This window comes from Actinomadura sp. NPDC048032, from assembly GCF_040653175.1.
Taxonomy (GTDB): Bacteria; Actinomycetota; Actinomycetes; order Streptosporangiales; family Streptosporangiaceae; genus Spirillospora; species Spirillospora verrucosospora.
On sequence record NZ_JBEZJP010000189.1, the window covers coordinates 1 to 14,100 of the forward strand.

10 protein-coding genes are annotated in these 14,100 nt (G+C 73.8%); 3 read left to right on the forward strand and 7 right to left on the reverse strand.

The window, feature by feature from the left end; all coding sequences use genetic code 11:
- Nucleotides 1-108: 108 nt before the first annotated feature.
- Together AB0C69_RS23445 and AB0C69_RS23450 are read right to left on the reverse strand one after the other, a co-directional pair.
- Nucleotides 109-2,172 carry a hypothetical protein gene (locus AB0C69_RS23445; RefSeq protein ID WP_345176914.1) on the reverse strand — a complete coding sequence of 688 codons (2,064 nt, stop codon included), beginning with the start codon at nucleotides 2,170-2,172 and terminating at the stop codon, nucleotides 109-111.
- 37 nt (nucleotides 2,173-2,209) lie between these two features.
- Nucleotides 2,210-3,601 carry a sigma 54-interacting transcriptional regulator gene (locus tag AB0C69_RS23450; RefSeq protein ID WP_345177225.1) on the reverse strand — a complete coding sequence of 464 codons (1,392 nt, stop codon included), beginning with the start codon at nucleotides 3,599-3,601 and terminating at the stop codon, nucleotides 2,210-2,212.
- A 215-nt stretch (nucleotides 3,602-3,816) separates the two neighbouring features.
- Between AB0C69_RS23450 and AB0C69_RS23455 the strand changes: the two genes are divergently transcribed.
- The 3 genes from AB0C69_RS23455 to ilvA are packed head-to-tail and all read left to right on the forward strand — an operon-like array spanning nucleotide 3,817 to nucleotide 7,249.
- Complete coding sequence (locus AB0C69_RS23455) at nucleotides 3,817-4,995, forward strand: FIST N-terminal domain-containing protein (protein ID WP_345176917.1); 1,179 nt, start codon at nucleotides 3,817-3,819, stop codon at nucleotides 4,993-4,995.
- Complete coding sequence (locus AB0C69_RS23460) at nucleotides 4,992-5,936, forward strand: ROK family protein (protein ID WP_360356889.1); 945 nt, start codon at nucleotides 4,992-4,994, stop codon at nucleotides 5,934-5,936. The genes AB0C69_RS23455 and AB0C69_RS23460 overlap by 4 nt, the downstream gene beginning before the upstream one ends.
- 23 nt (nucleotides 5,937-5,959) lie before the next feature.
- Nucleotides 5,960-7,249: a threonine ammonia-lyase gene (gene ilvA / locus AB0C69_RS23465; protein ID WP_360356892.1), complete on the forward strand. Its 1,290-nt coding sequence runs from the start codon at nucleotides 5,960-5,962 to the stop codon at nucleotides 7,247-7,249.
- 42 nt (nucleotides 7,250-7,291) lie between these two features.
- Here the strand turns inward: ilvA and AB0C69_RS23470 are convergent, their stop codons facing one another.
- From AB0C69_RS23470 to AB0C69_RS23490, 5 genes are all read right to left on the reverse strand, one after another.
- Nucleotides 7,292-8,713 (reverse strand): M1 family metallopeptidase, encoded by a 1,422-nt coding sequence (locus AB0C69_RS23470; RefSeq protein ID WP_360356895.1) that lies wholly within the window; start codon nucleotides 8,711-8,713, stop codon nucleotides 7,292-7,294.
- Between the two features lie 137 nt (nucleotides 8,714-8,850).
- Nucleotides 8,851-10,326 carry a M1 family metallopeptidase gene (locus AB0C69_RS23475; RefSeq protein ID WP_360356897.1) on the reverse strand — a complete coding sequence of 492 codons (1,476 nt, stop codon included), beginning with the start codon at nucleotides 10,324-10,326 and terminating at the stop codon, nucleotides 8,851-8,853.
- 103 nt (nucleotides 10,327-10,429) lie between these two features.
- Nucleotides 10,430-12,055 (reverse strand): M1 family aminopeptidase, encoded by a 1,626-nt coding sequence (locus tag AB0C69_RS23480; RefSeq protein WP_345177228.1) that lies wholly within the window; start codon nucleotides 12,053-12,055, stop codon nucleotides 10,430-10,432.
- Nucleotides 12,056-12,135: 80 nt separating this feature from the next.
- Nucleotides 12,136-13,068, reverse strand: a complete 933-nt coding sequence (locus AB0C69_RS23485) for an RDD family protein (protein WP_360356899.1) — start codon at nucleotides 13,066-13,068, stop codon at nucleotides 12,136-12,138.
- A gap of 97 nt (nucleotides 13,069-13,165) precedes the next feature.
- Entirely contained in the window at nucleotides 13,166-13,960 is a 795-nt protein-coding gene (locus tag AB0C69_RS23490) for an RDD family protein (protein WP_360356902.1), read from the reverse strand.
- Nucleotides 13,961-14,100 lie beyond the last annotated feature (140 nt).

The following is a 14,100-nucleotide window of genomic DNA, read 5'->3' on the forward strand; positions in this document are numbered from 1 at the left end:
GAACCTGATCGCGCAGTGAGCCGCCAGGCGAGCCGGAGCGATGCCAGCGATCGCCCGCTTTTATCGACGATGGAGGGCCGCCAGGCCCGAAGGAGGAGAGAAAAGCAATCAAGCACGCCTCACTCTGAGGTAGTCGCTGACTACGTACTCGCCTAGACGGTCGGCGTCGGGGGCGAAGACGCGGCCGCCGTTGCGCCTGGCGACCTCCTCCACGAACGAGACGAGCCGCCGGTCCTCGGCGAGCATGAAGAAGTTCATGGTGGCGCCGCGCCGGGTCATCTTGTCGACCTCGGCGAGGGTGAGCACGAGCGTGTCGGTGGACGGCGGGTAGTCGAACAGCGAACGGCCGTCCGGCCGCAGGTGCGCGGTGGGCTCGCCGTCGGTGACGACGAGGACGATCGGCTCGAAGTCGGGGTGCCGGTCCAGGTGCCGTCCGGCGATCATCAGGGCGTGGTGCAGGTTGGTGCCCTGCACCATGTCCCAGTCGAGGCCCGCCATCTCCGTCGGGTGCAGCACCCGCGCGTAGTTGGAGAAGCCGATGATCTGGATCGCGTCCTGCGGGAACTTGCTGGTCACGAGCGAGTGCAGGGCCAGCGTGGTCTGCTTGGCGGCCGCCCACGTCCCGCGCAGCACCATCGAGTAGGACAGGTCGACGAGCAGGCAGACGGCGGCGCCGGTGCGGCGCTCGGTCTCGTGCACCTCGAAGTCGTCGACGCTCAGCCGCACGCCGTCCGGGCGGCGCGCGCCGTTCCCGCCGGTCGTGCCCACGCGCTCGGTGACCTTCGCCCCCGCGGGCGGGGGGACGAGCCCGGCGGCGGGCTCCCCGGTCCCGGTCGCGGGGGTCCCGCGCTCCATGGCGCTGCGCCGGATCGCGTTGCTCACCGTCCGGACCACGTCGAGGGGCTGCTCGTCGCCGAACCGCCACTCGCGGCTGGAGCCGGTCAGCTCGCCCGCCTGGCCCGCGTCCCGCTGGTCGTGGTCGCCCTGGCGGCCGGACGCCAGCTGGGAGAACACCCGACGCAGCGCGGTCTCGCCGAGCCGCCGCACCGCCTTCGGCGTCAGCTCCAGCTTCCCGCGCCGCCGCTGCAGGTAGCCCTGCCGCTCCAGCTCGGCCTCGATGCGGCGCAGCGCGGCGAGGTCGTCGACGGCCTGCCGGCCGAGGGCCCGCCGGACGGCGTCCTCGTCGATGTCGTCGAGCCGCGCGCCCGGGTAGTCCTGCCCGAGCGCCGCCTCCAGCTCGCTGAGGTCGGCCAGCTCCGCCAGCGCGGTCGTGGCGTCGCCCACGCCGAGCGGGTTCTCGCCGGTCATCTGCTCGGGCTGCCCCCAGCCGAGGTCGGGGCGGCGGGCCCGCAGCGCGTCGCCGAGCCGGGTCATCTCCATGGCGAGGCCCGCGTCCTGCATGGCCTGCTCCATGAGCCCGGCCAGCTCGGCGCGCTGCTCGGGGCTGAGCGAGGCGAGCAGCCGGTCCATCGCGGCGGCGCGGCGGGCCAGCGAGTCGACCAGCTCTTCGAGGTTCCGCGGGTCGTCGGGGAACATGTCCCCGTACTCGTTCATGAACCGGTCGAAGTCGTCCTGGGTGTGCTCGCCGCGCGCGTCCCGCTCCAGCATCGCGTTGAGGTCGGCCATCATGTCCTTGACCCGCTGCATGGCGGCCGGGTCCTGGTTCTCCAGGGCCTGCTTCATGCCCTGGAACTGCGCGTCGAGGACCTCGCGGCGCAGCAGGTCCTTCAGCTGCTCGAAGGTGCGGCGGGCGGCGGCGGAGCGCCAGTCGTAGTCCGACAGCCGCCGGATCGCCTGCGAGGTGTCGGACGGCAGCGTGTCGAGCTCGGCCTCGCGCAGCCTGGCGTCGTCGCCCGGGTCGGGGAACAGCTCGGCCCGCTCCTGCCCGATCGCGGTGTCCAGCAGCGCGCGGGCCTGCTCCAGCGTCCCGTCGAGACGGCCCCGGTCGCGCAGCGCGCGGCGCCGCTCCCGGACCTGGCGGAGCATGTCGTCGAGGCCCCGGCGGTTCTGGGCACCGGGCAGGCCGCGGCGCAGCAGCTCGCGGAGCGCGTCGTCGGGCCGGGCTCCGTCCAGCACCGAGTCGCCCACGGCGTCCAGCGCGTCGCGGACGTCGTAGGGCGGCGCGAGCGGGTCGGGCCCGTCCTCGTAGGCGCCGTAGCGGTATCGGCTCATCGAATCCCCTTGCGCGTGGACACCTCGGGACGCGGCGTCACGTCCGGTACGTCGCCGTCCCGTCGGAGCGTCCCTCGGCGACGTCCTTGGAGAGCCGCCGGGTGAGGAACAGGCCCTCCAGGGCGAACTCGATCGCCGCCGCGGCCTGCCCGGGGGACTCCCCGCTCATGCCGAGCCTTTCCATGATCTTGGCGAGGCCGGGCACGTGGCCGGTGCGGCGCAGCAGCTCGCGCGCCGGCACCAGCTCGCCCGACTCCACGCTCTCCCCGGAGTCGAACTTGTCGAGCAGGCCAGTGAGGTCGGCGGCGCCGAGCGTGCGGCGGTAGGTCTCGGCGACCGCGCGGCGCAGCAGGTGCTCCAGCACCTCCTGCTCGCGGCCCTCCTCGCTGACCTCGAACTCCACCTTGCCCATCAGCGACGGCACCACGGCCGGCAGGTCGCAGACCCGCGCGACGGCGTTCTCCTCGCCGGTGAGCGCCGCGCGGCGCACCGCGCCCGCGGCGACGGTCTCGGCGCCCGCGAGCGCGAACCGCGCCGAGACGCCCGACCGGGCGTCCACCGCCGTCGACTCGCGGACGAGCCGGGTGAACCTCCCGATCACCTCGATCATGTGGTCGGGCACCTCGGCGGGCAGCCCGCCGAGGTCGGCGAAGTCGGCCTCCTGGCGGATCAGCGCGAGCTCGGCGTCCAGTTCGAGGGGGTAGTGGGTGCGGATCTCGGCGCCGAAGCGATCCTTCAGCGGGGTGATGATCCGGCCGCGGTTGGTGTAGTCCTCGGGGTTGGCGGACGCGACGAGCAGCACGTCGAGCGGCAGCCGCAGCGCGTAGCCGCGGACCTGGACGTCGCGCTCCTCCAGCACGTTCAGCAGCGCGACCTGGATCCGCTCGGCGAGGTCGGGCAGCTCGTTGATGGAGAAGATCCCGCGGTTGGTGCGGGGGACGAGCCCGAAGTGCACGGTCTCCGGGTCGCCGAGCGTGCGGCCCTCCGCCACCTTGATCGGGTCGACGTCGCCGATGAGGTCGCCGACGCTGGTGTCGGGCGTGGCGAGCTTCTCGCCGTAGCGGTCGTCGCGGTGCCTCCACTCGACCGGCAGCTCGTCGCCCAGCTCGCCGGCGAGCCGGCGGCACCGCACGCAGACCGGCGCGTACGGGTGGTCGTTGATCTCGCAGCCGGCCACCACCGGCGTCCACTCGTCCAGCAGGCCGACGAGGGTGCGGATCAGCCGCGTCTTGCCCTGCCCGCGCTCGCCGAGCAGCACCAGGTCGTGCCCGGCCAGCAGGGCGCGCTCCAGGTGGGGCAGGACGGTCTCGTCGAACCCGAGGATGCCGGGGAAGCGCGGTTCGCCGGATCTCAGCCGGTCGAGCAGGTTGCGCCGGATCTCGGCCTTGACGGGAAGCCGTACGTGGCCGCCGGCGCGCAGCGCGCCCAGCGTCGCCTCACGGGGTGCGGACTCGCCGGAGGAGGACTCGTGTGGTGTGGATGAACGCACGCGACCGACACTACGTCGCCGGTCCGCGCGATCGCACCCCCGCCGGGGATTCGCCCGTCCGATCCCGTCCCGCCGCTGTTTGGGTGGAACGGTCGCGGAGGGGGAGACTGGTGGTGTGAAGCGACCCGGCGAACGGAGTGAGGGAGGCGGCGCCGATGGCGCGATTCGGTGATGGCCTGGCCCTCGGACCCGATCTGTCCAGCGCCGCCGCGACGGCGGTCGAGCAGGCGCTCGCGCCGCTCAGCGCGGCGCCCGACCTGGTGTGCGTGTTCGTCACCGGCGACGACCCGGACCAGGTCGAGGAGGCCGCGCAGGCGGCGCAGCGCGCGGCCGGTCCGGCGCTGGTGCTGGGGTGCAGCGCGTCCGGCGTGATCGGGGCCGGGCGCGGGGTGGAGGAGCGGGGCGCGGTGAGCGCGTGGGCGGCGGTGCTGCCCGGCGCGCGGCTCGACCCGTTCCGGCTGGAGACGCTGAAGGGCGACGACCGGCTCATCGTGGTCGGCATGCCGGAGGCCCAGGACGACGACGTGGTCGGCGTGCTGCTGGCCGACCCGTACAGCTTCCCGGTGGACGCGTTCGTGGAGCGCTCGGACGAGGCGCTGCCCGGGCTGCCGCTGGTCGGCGGGCTGGCCGAGGGCAGCGGGCTCGGCGAGACCGGGCACGGCGAGGCGCGGCTGTTCGTCGGCGGCGAGGTCTACCGGGAGGGCGCGGTCGGCGTGGTGATCGGCGGGGCCGTCGCGGCCGCCACGGTGGTCAGTCAGGGCGCCCGCCCGATCGGCCCGGACATGGTGGTGACGAGGGCCGAGGAGAACGTCCTGTACGAGCTGGCGGGGGTGCCGGCGCTGGAGAAGCTGGAGCAGATCGTCCTCGGGCTGCCGGAGGAGGAGCAGGAGCTCGCCGGGCGCGGGCTGCTGATCGGCGTCGCGATGGACGAGTACGCCGACGAGCACGAGCACGGCGACTTCCTCGTGCGCGGCGTGGTGGGCGCCGACACCGACACCGGCGCCATCGCGATCGGCGACGTGGTGGACGTGGGGCGCACCGTCCGGTTCCAGGTCCGGGACGCGGGCGCCGCCGAGGAGGACCTCGCCGCGCTGCTGGAGCGGTTCGACCTCGCGCCGGTCGAGGGCGCGCTGCTGATCTCCTGCAACGGCCGGGGGCAGGCGATGTTCCCCGACTCCGACCACGACGCCAAGGTGCTGGACCGCGCCTTCGGCCCCGCCGGGGTGGGCGGGTTCTTCGCGGCGGGGGAGATCGGCCCGGTCGCGGGGCGCAACCACGTGCACGGGTTCACCGCCTCGATCCTCGCGTTCGGCCGGGCCGAGGAGGGCGTTTGAGCGCCGTCCTCGCGGTGGACATCGGCGGCACGAAGCTCGCCGCCGCGCTGGTCGAGCCCGACGGGCGCGTCACCGCGCACGACCGGGCCCCGACCCCGAACGCCCCGGGCGTCGACGGCGAGGAGCTGTGGCGGGCGCTGGAGGCGCTGCTCGGCAAGCTCGCCGCGGACGCCGGGGACCCGCCCCTCACGGGCGTCGGGGTGGGCTGCGGCGGGCCGATGACCTGGCCGGCCGCCGAGGTGTCCCCGCTGAACATCCCGGCGTGGCGGGGCTTCCCGCTGCGCGAGCGGCTCCGCGCCCGGTATCCGGGCCTGCCCGTCCGCATCCACAACGACGCGGTCTGCGTCGCGATCGGCGAGCACTGGCTCGGCGCGGGGCGCGGGCACGACAACGTCCTCGGCATGGTGGTGTCCACGGGCGTCGGCGGCGGGCTCATGCTCGGCGGGCGCCTGGTGAACGGCGCCAGCGGCAACGCCGGGCACATCGGGCACGTCATCGTCGAGCCCGACGGGCCGCCCTGCGGCTGCGGGGGCCGCGGCTGCCTGGAGGCGGTCGCGCGGGGCCCCGGGCTGGTCGCGTGGGCGCGGGAGCAGGGCTGGCGGCCCGGGAGCGCGGACGCCACCGGCGTGGAGCTGACCGAGGACGCCCGCCGCGGGGATCCGGTGGCGGGCGCGGCCATGCGCCGGGCGGGCCGCGCCCTCGGCGTCGCGATCGCGTCCGCGACGCACCTGTGCGATCTGGAGGTCGCGGCGATCGGCGGCGGCCTGTCGCAGGCGGGGCGGCTGCTGTTCGACCCGCTGGAGGAGGCGTTCGGCGAGCACGCGCGGATGGAGTTCGCGCGGCGCCTGCGGATCGTCCCGGCCGAGCTCGGGCAGACCGCGGGCCTGGTCGGCGCCGCCGCCCTGGTCTACGCCCAAGATCGTTATTGGAGTGCCGGATAAGTCGGGCATGCAAGGATGAGCGCATGAGCGATGCGGCCCGGGGGGTGTGGGGGGCCGGCCCCCCGCGAGCGAGGACGAGCGGCGCCGGTCCGGCCTCCGTCGGCGTCGACGACGTCCGCGCCGCCCGGGAGCTGCTGGGCGGGGTGGCCGTGCCGACGCCGCTGATCCCCTCCCGGGTGCTCTCGGAGCAGATCGGCGGGCCCGTCCTGCTGAAGTGCGAGAACCTGCAGCGCACCGGCTCCTTCAAGATCCGGGGCGCGTACGTGCGGATCGCCCGGCTGAGCGAGCGGGAGCGGGCGGGCGGCGTGGTCGCGGCGAGCGCGGGCAACCACGCGCAGGGCGTGGCCCTCGCCGCCTCGATGCTCGGCTGCAAGGCCACGGTGTTCATGCCGGTCGGCGCCCCGCTGCCGAAGATCGCCGCGACCCGCGGCTACGGCGCCGAGGTCGTCTTCCCCGGGCCGACCGTGGACGACTGCCTCGTCGCCGCGCAGGAGTACGCGGACGAGTGCGGCGCGGTCTTCATCCACCCGTTCGACCATCCCGACGTCGTCGCGGGGCAGGCCACGATCGGCCTGGAGGTCATGGAGCAGTGCCCGGAGGCGCGGACGATCGTGTCGCCGGTGGGCGGCGGCGGGCTGCTGGCCGGGGTCGCGGCGGCCGTGAAGGGCCTGGCGAAGGAGACCGGCGGCGGGGACGTCAAGCTCGTCGGCGCGCAGGCCAAGCGGGCCGCGGCGTTCCCGCCCTCGCTCGCGGCGGGCAGGCCCACCCAGATCGGGATCGAGCGCACGATGGCGGACGGCATCGCGGTCGGCCGTCCCGGCCGCCTGACCTACGCCATGTTCACCGAGCTGGTGGACGCCGTCGTCACCGTGACCGAGGAGTCGATCTCCCAGGCCCTGCTGCTCTGCCTCGAACGCGCGAAGCAGGTCGTGGAGCCCGCGGGCGCGGCGGGCGTCGCGGCCCTGCTGGAGCACGCCTACGCCGTCGAGCCGCCCGTCGTGGTGCTGCTGTCGGGCGGCAACATCGACCCGCTGCTGCTGTCGAAGGTGCTGCGGCACGGGCTCGCGGGCGCGGGGCGGTACCTGGTGGTGCGCTGCCGCCTGAAGGACCGCCCGGGCGCCCTGGTGACCCTGCTGAGCGAGCTGGCCGAGCTGGGGGTCAACGTCCTGGACGTCATGCACGAGCGCATGGCGGCCCGCCTCCACGTCGAGGAGGCCGAGGTGCTCATGCACCTGGAGACCCGCGGGGCCGACCACTCCGAGGACGTCATCGGCCGCCTGCGTGAGAAGGGCTACACCCTCACGCTGAGCTAGCGGCGCGCGGCCGGCTCGGCGTGAGGGTGCGGCGGGCCGGTCCTACAGGGACGGCTTGCCCTCGGAGTAGAGCCAGGCCTTGGCCCAGGCGTCCAGGTCCTTACGGGAGAGGCGCTCGGCGAAGCGCACGAAGTCCTTCGTGGAGGCGTTGCCGTACCGGTGGGCCGCCGGCCACGCCTTCAGCAGCTCCGAGAACGCCGGCTCGCCGATCTTCGTGCGCAGCACGTGGACGGCCATCGCGCCGCGGTCGTAGACGAGCCCGTCGAAGATGTGGTCGCGGCCCGGGTCGGCGACCCTGCCCGTCCACAGGCCGTCGCTCGCTGGCGTGGCGTAGGTGTCGTCGAACTGCTTCTGGACGGACGGGCCGCCGTGCGCCGCCCCGTACATCCACTCCGAGTACGTCGCGAAGCCCTCGTTCAGCCAGATGTCGGCCCACCTGGCCGGGGACACCGAGTCGCCGAACCACTGGTGGCCCAGCTCGTGCGCGAGCAGGCTGGTGCTCGGGATGCCGCCCGGACGGCGCCCGAGGTCGTACACGGGGCGGCCCTGCGTCTCCAGCGCGTAGCCGACGCCGGCCTTGACGACGATGCCGCCGGTCGAGGTGAACGGGTAGCGGCCGTAGAGCCCGTTCTGGAAGTCGGTGACCTCGGCGGTCTGGTCGTGGAACTTCTTCGCGTCCTCGGGCTTGATGGCCATGGCCCGGTCGGTGGCGGTCAGGTTGGGGATGCCCGCCTTCGTCCGTCCGGTGACCACGTCGTACCGGCCGATGGCGATCATGGCGAGTTCGCTGGCCATCGGGTTGCGGACGTCCCAGCGCGTGGTCGTCCAGCCGCCCGCGGTCCGCTTGCCGCGCGGGTCGCCGTTGGCGAGCGTGGTGAGGCCGCTCGGGGCCGTCAGCGTGTAGGTGTAGGTCGCCTTGTCGGTCGGGTGGTCGTTGACCGGGTAGACGGTGGCGGCGCCGAACGGCTGGTTCAGCATCACCGCGCCGTCGGGGGTCGGCACCCAGCCGGACACGCCCAGCGCGTCGTCGTTGATCGTCTGCGGAACGCCGGAGTACGCCACCGTCACGGTGAAGGCGCGGCGGTTCCGGATGCCCTTGCGCGGGGTGATGACCAGTTCCTGGGCGCCCGTCCGCGCGTAGGTCGCGTCGCGGCCGTCGACCTTCAGGGAAGAGATCTTCAGCGGGCCGAGGAAGTCGAGGTCGAACCGGGACAGGTTCTGCGTCGCCCGCGCCGTCACGCGGGTCACCGCCTGGATCCCCTTGGTCGCGGGATCGTATTTCAGCCCGATGTCGTAGTGGGCGACGTCGTAGCCGCCGTTGCCCATGTCGGGGAAGTAGGGGTCGCCCGCGCCGGGCGCCCCGGGGGTGAACCGCTCGGCGGCGCCGGCGGGCGCCGCGGTCACCGCGAGGCTCGCCGCGACGCCCAGCGTCACGGCCGCCAGCGCTCTGGGGGTTCTGCTCATCGACCTCGTCCTCGGTAGCGTCGGTGGACCGTCATGACCGCGCTCAAGACTTTCTCGTGGAGCGAGCCCGCACAAGCGCGATTTGGTATCGAATCTGCTTGTCAGGTGAGGTTTTTGTGGCTGGGCACCGCATTCGGTCACCAACTCAGCGGTTTGGTCTTCGAATGGAGCCAGGTCTGGAACAGCGTCGTGAGCCTTTGGCCCGACACGCGTTCGGCCAGCGCGGTGAACTGCGGCGTCGTGGCGGTGGAGTGGCGGTGCTCGGCGGTCCACGTCCGCAGGATCGTGAAGAACGCCCGGTCGCCGACCCGCTCGCGGAGCGCCTGGAGCGTCATCGCGCCGCGGACGTAGACGGAGAAGCCGAACATCTTCGCGGCGCCCGGCGCTCCCGGCGGCGGGCTGAAGATCGGCGAGCTCGCGGGCAGCGCGTGGTACCGCTGGAAGATCTTCTTCGCCGAGTCCCGGCCGGTGCGCTCGCGCCACAGCCACTCGGCGTAGGTGGCGAAGCCCTCGTTCAGCCAGATGTCGCTCCAGTCGCGCAGCCCTACGCTGTCGCCGAACCACTGGTGGGCCATCTCGTGGACGATGAAGCCCTCGTCCGGCGCGAATCCGCCGTAGACGGGACGCTCCTGGGTTTCCAGGGCATAGCCCAGCTTCGGGTCGTCGAGGATGCCGCCCGCCGTCGCGAACGGGTACGGGCCGAAGATCGGCGCCGCCCACCGCATCACCTTGACGGTGGTGCCCTCCAGCCGCCCGGCGGCCGACCGGAACGCCGGATCGACGGCCGTGATCACCGGGACGCCGTCCACCTCGGTCCGCCGCACGTCGAACCGCCCGATGGCCACCGTGGCCAGGTAGCTCGCCATCGGCGCGTCCTCGGCCCACTCGTAGGTGGCGGTCGCGGCGCCGGTGCGGACGGGGCCGGGCCGCCCGTTCGCCACGGCGCGCAGGCCCTTCGGGACGGTGATGTGGAACGCGTACGTGGCCTTGTCGCGGGGATGGTCGTTCACCGGCAGCCAGGTCGACGCGCCGTCCGGCTCGGAGGCGACGACCGCGCCGTCCTTGCTCGGGATCCACCCGTAGGCGCCGTAGGTCTTGTCCCCGACCGGCGACGGCCTGCCCGCGTACCGGACCGCGACCCGGAACGTCCGCCCGGCGCGGATCGGCTCGGCGGGCGTGATCACCAGCTCCCGGCCCGCGCGGCGGTGGCGCGCCTCCCGGCCGTCCACCGCGACGGCCGTGATCTGCGGGCCGCGGAAGTCGAGGTCGAACGCCGACAGGTCCTGGGCGGCCGTCGCGGTGACGGTCACCGCCGCGTCGACCGCTCCGGTCCTGACGCCCGCGTAGGCCAGCGCGACGTCGTAGTGGACGACGTCGTAGCCTCCGTTGCCCGCCCCCTCGAAGTAGGGGTCGCCCAAGCCCGCCGCTCCCGGGGAGGGCGTGCCGCAGGCCGGCGACGGCGGTACGGCGGGCGGCAAGGGCTGTGGACAAGGTGCGGCCGCCCGCCGCTCCGCCGCGGCGCCCGGGTCCTCGGACGCGGACGCGGCGCCGGGCGACCCGATCAGGAACGCGACGGCGAAGGCCGCGGTCGTCCGCCGAGAAGGCCCGTTCATCAGGCCGATGCTGGTGGACCCCCCACCCCGCCGGGCCGGGGACCGGCCGGGCTTTCCGCGCTCCTTGCCGAGCCTTCACCCGCAGCGGACCTGGACCGCCCCGTCACTTGGACGGGCGGCCCCGCTGGTACAGCCAGTCGTCGAAGAACGCGTCCAGCTTCTTGCCCGACACCCGGTTCGCCGTCGCGATGAACTGCTTCGTCGTCCCGGAGGAGTGCCGGTGCTCCTTCGTCCAGGTCTGGAGGATCTTGTAGAACACGTCCTCGCCCACCCGGGCGCGCAGCGCCACCAGCGTCATGCCGCCCCGGTCGTACACCGACCGGCCGAACATCTGCTTGCGCCCGGGGTCGCCGGGCGGGACGTCCCACAGCTCCTGGCCGCCGACGCCGTTGTAGGCCTCGTCGAAGTGCTGCTGCACCGTCTGGCCGCCGGTCTTCTCGTCCCACAGCCACTCGGCGTAGGTCGCGAAGCCCTCGTTCAGCCAGATGTCCTGCCACCGCGACAGGCTGACGCTGTCGCCGAACCACTGGTGCGCCAGCTCGTGGGCGACGATCATCGGCTGGAGCCCGAACGCCCCGTACACCGGCCGCGTCTGCGTCTCCAGCGCGAAGCCGACGTCGGCGTTGTCGATCAGGCCGCCGGTCGAGGAGAACGGGTACGGCCCGAACAGCTTCGACCACTCGTCGACGACCCGGGCGTTCAGCTGGTGGAACTGGTCGATGTTCACGCCGGAGGTGGTCGCGTCCACGGCCGTGATGTTGGGGACGCCGCCGGCGGTCCTGCCCGTCCGCACCGAGAACCGGCCGACGTCGACCGTCGCCAGGTAGGTGGCCATCGGGTCCTTGACCCGCCACTTCGAGGTCGTCGTGGCGCCCGCCCCGGCGCGGTGGGCGACCGGCACGACGCCCGGTCCGTCCGTCGGCCCGGTGGTCGGGGGTTCGGTGGTCGGGAGTTCGGTGGGCGGCCCGCCCGGAAGGCCCGGCGGCGTTCCGGTGCCCGGCGCGCCGCCGCCGGAGGAGTCCTGCGGCGGCGAGTCCGGCTCGCCGTTGGCGATCGCCGTCAGCCCCTGCGGGACCGTGATCTCGAAGTCGAAGGTGGCCTTGTCGCTCGGGTGGTCGTTGCTCGGGAACCAGGTGTGCGCGCCGCTCGGCTGGCACGCCACGAAGACGCCGTCGGACGTGCGGATCCAGCCGTACCGGCCGAGCACCGGGTCCGACACCGGCTGCGGCGTCCCCGAGTAGGCGACCACCGTGGTGAAGGTGCTGCCCTTCTCCAGGGGCTTGGCGGGCGTCACCTCCAGCTCGCCGCCGCCGCGCTGCTGCCGCGCGGGCGCGCCGTCCACCTTGATGGAGGACACGTCCAGGCCGGTCAGGTCGAGGTTGAACCGGGCGAGCCTCGCGGTCGCCCTGGCGGTGATCGTCGCGACGCCGTCGAGCTGCTTCGGGCCGTCCGGCGTGATGGTGAGCTTCAGCCCGTAGTGCTGGACGTCGTAGCCGCCGTTGCCGTTGCCCGGCACGTAGTCGTCGCCCGCGGTCGTCGGGCCCGCCGGGCCGTTCACCGCCGGACCCTTGGGTGAGCCGGACGCGCCCGGGTCGTCGAACGGGGTCTGGCAGGCCGCGGTCAGCGACCCCGCGATCGCCAGGGCTGCCAGCCCCGGAACGCCGCGCGACGCGGCGCCGCGGACGGCCCTCCGGCCGTTACGACGGGGACTGGGTGAGTTTCCGGCCATATGCACGCCGTCCAGCCTGCCCGGACGAGACCCCGCCCGGCAACTCGGACGGCGCCGGAACCCCCGCCGGCGGGGCGATGTCAGCGATGGGAGTAGGGATTGGGCCTGTGCGGGTCGGCCTTCACGACGACGGTCTGCGCCACCTTGCAGTGCAGCGCCTGCTTGCGCTGGTCCCAGAGGATCCACGCGACGTCGATCAGGCCGATGCACCCGCAGACGCCGCCGAGCACGCTGTAGAAGGCGGAGCGCCCCGCGGCCTGGCCGGTGGTGATCGCCTGCCCGTCGTCGGCCCGGACGACCCGCGTCCGCACCAGCATCTTCCCGAGGGTCTGCCCCCACTTCGCGTGCATGAGCCAGAAGTAGAAGAAGGCCAGCACGACGCTGATCGCGTTCGTCCCCACCCGGGCGCCGTCGTACATGGAGGTGCCCGGCTCAGGGTTGACGACGTTGTTCCAGTTGACGAACGGGATCGAGATCAGGCCCGTCACGATGCCGATGATGACGAGGTCGACGATGCCCCCGCCGAGCCGTGCCCAGCGGCTCGCCAGCTCCCCGGAGGGGTGCGCGTACCCGCCCGCCCCGTAGCCGGGGTGCGGCTGCCCGTATCCCGGCTGGGCGCCGTACGGCTGCTGCTGCCACTGGCCCTGCTCACCGTACGGCTGCTGCCCGTACTGCTGTTGCTGCCCGTACTGCTGTTGCTCGCCGTAGGGCTGCTGCCCCCACTGCTGCCCGCCCCACTGCTGCTCCCCGTAGGGCTGCTGGCCGTACCCCTGCTGGCCGTACCCCTGCTGTTCGTACCCCTGCTGGCCGCCGGGTGGCTGCTGCCCTCCGTGCGGTGGCTGCTCGCCGTAGGAAGGCTGCTCGCCGTATGGGGGCTGTTGTTCCTGGGGCGGTTCCCCGTACGGCTGCCGGCCGCCGTAGGGGCCCGGCCGGCCGGGCTGCTCCTGCTCCCCGTGCGGCCGGTCGTCTTCTGGCTCTCGCCCGGACGCGGGGTCGTGCGGCGGTTGCGTCATGCCGTGAGGGTCGCCGCGTCACCGCGGACCAACCCTGCCGCGCCCGGGTGGAGCCGGAATGTTTACCCCCGCGTGGCCGGCCCTTGCCGGGCCGGGATCAGGACGGGTCCCGCTCGCGGGCGTAGGGGTTCGGCGTCCACGGCGTCGCCTTCACCACCACCGTCCCGGCCACCTTGTCGTGCAGCGCCTGGCGCCGTTCGTCCCACAGGATCCAGGCGTTGTCGAGCAGGCCGACGAGGCCGAGGATCCCCGCGAGGGGCGTGAGGAGGTTCAGCGCCCCCGTCGTGATGCTGATGGCGTAGACGAACGCCTGCCTGCCGAGCGCCTGCCCCCAGCTCACCGCCGACAGGTCGGAGGCCCGCACCAGCCGGATGCCGAACGCCTTCTTGCCGAGCGTCTGCCCCCACCGGGCGTGCAGGACGGTGAAGTACGCGAAGCCCAGCAGGAACGCGATCGCGTACCCGGTGAGCAGGCGCGGGATGTTGTAGAGGTCCAGCGGGTTCGTCATCGTCTCGCCGGACTCGGCCATGTCCCGCACCCGGTCCCAGCGGATGGAGAACAGGACGGCCGGCGTCGCCGCGAAGCCGATGACGAAGCTGTCGAGGATTCCCGCGCCGAGCCGCAGGAGCCGTCCGGCGGTCATGTCCTGCGGCCCCTGCGGGCCGGGGTGGTGGTAGCCGGGAGGGCCGTAGCCCGGGGCGGGCGGCGCCTGGGGCGGCGGGGTCCCGGGGTGGCCGTACCCCGCCCCGGGGACGGCCTGGGCCGGAGGCCCGCCGTACGAGCCCTGGTAGGGCGGCGGGCGTTCGGGGGTGGCGGGGGCCTCGCCATGCGGCCGGTCAGGGGGTTGCCAGCCGCTGTCCGGCTTCGGGGTGTCCTGGGGTGGTTCGCTCATGGCCCCACAGTGTGCCGGGTGCGGGCGGCGCGCGGTCGCCCGGGCGGTGGTCGGCTCGTCGGCAGCAGCAACCGGGGCCGGGCCATCAGCGCCATGCCGAGGCTGACCATCCGCTGCTGGCCGCCGGACATCGAGCCCGC